This window comes from Bradyrhizobium sp. 23AC, from assembly GCF_054863025.1.
The window spans coordinates 1-237 of the sequence record NZ_JAVAYN010000301.1; the positions used below are offsets into that span (position 1 = coordinate 1).

Annotated in this window: 1 pseudogene; it reads right to left on the reverse strand. The window is 62.4% G+C overall.

The window, feature by feature from the left end:
* Window positions 1-237: pseudogene (locus RAD10_RS42510) on the reverse strand (LLM class flavin-dependent oxidoreductase); the annotation flags it as partial.

Genomic DNA, 237 nt, shown 5'->3' on the forward strand with positions numbered 1-237 from the left:
GCGACTTTCGTACCATAAAGCTCGGTGCCGCGCATGATCTGGTCGTGCGGCATCAGGCCGATGGCCATCTGTAGCAGGAAGCGATCATTCCTGAACTCGCCATGCGCCTTGATGATCTTTTCCGCCACCAGCTCCGGTTCGCCGAGGAAGAGATTGCCCTCCGGTCCGCGCGCCGCATCGAAATGGGCACGGTTCGTCGGCCCCCAGCCGCGTTCGCGACCGATGCGGTTCATCACC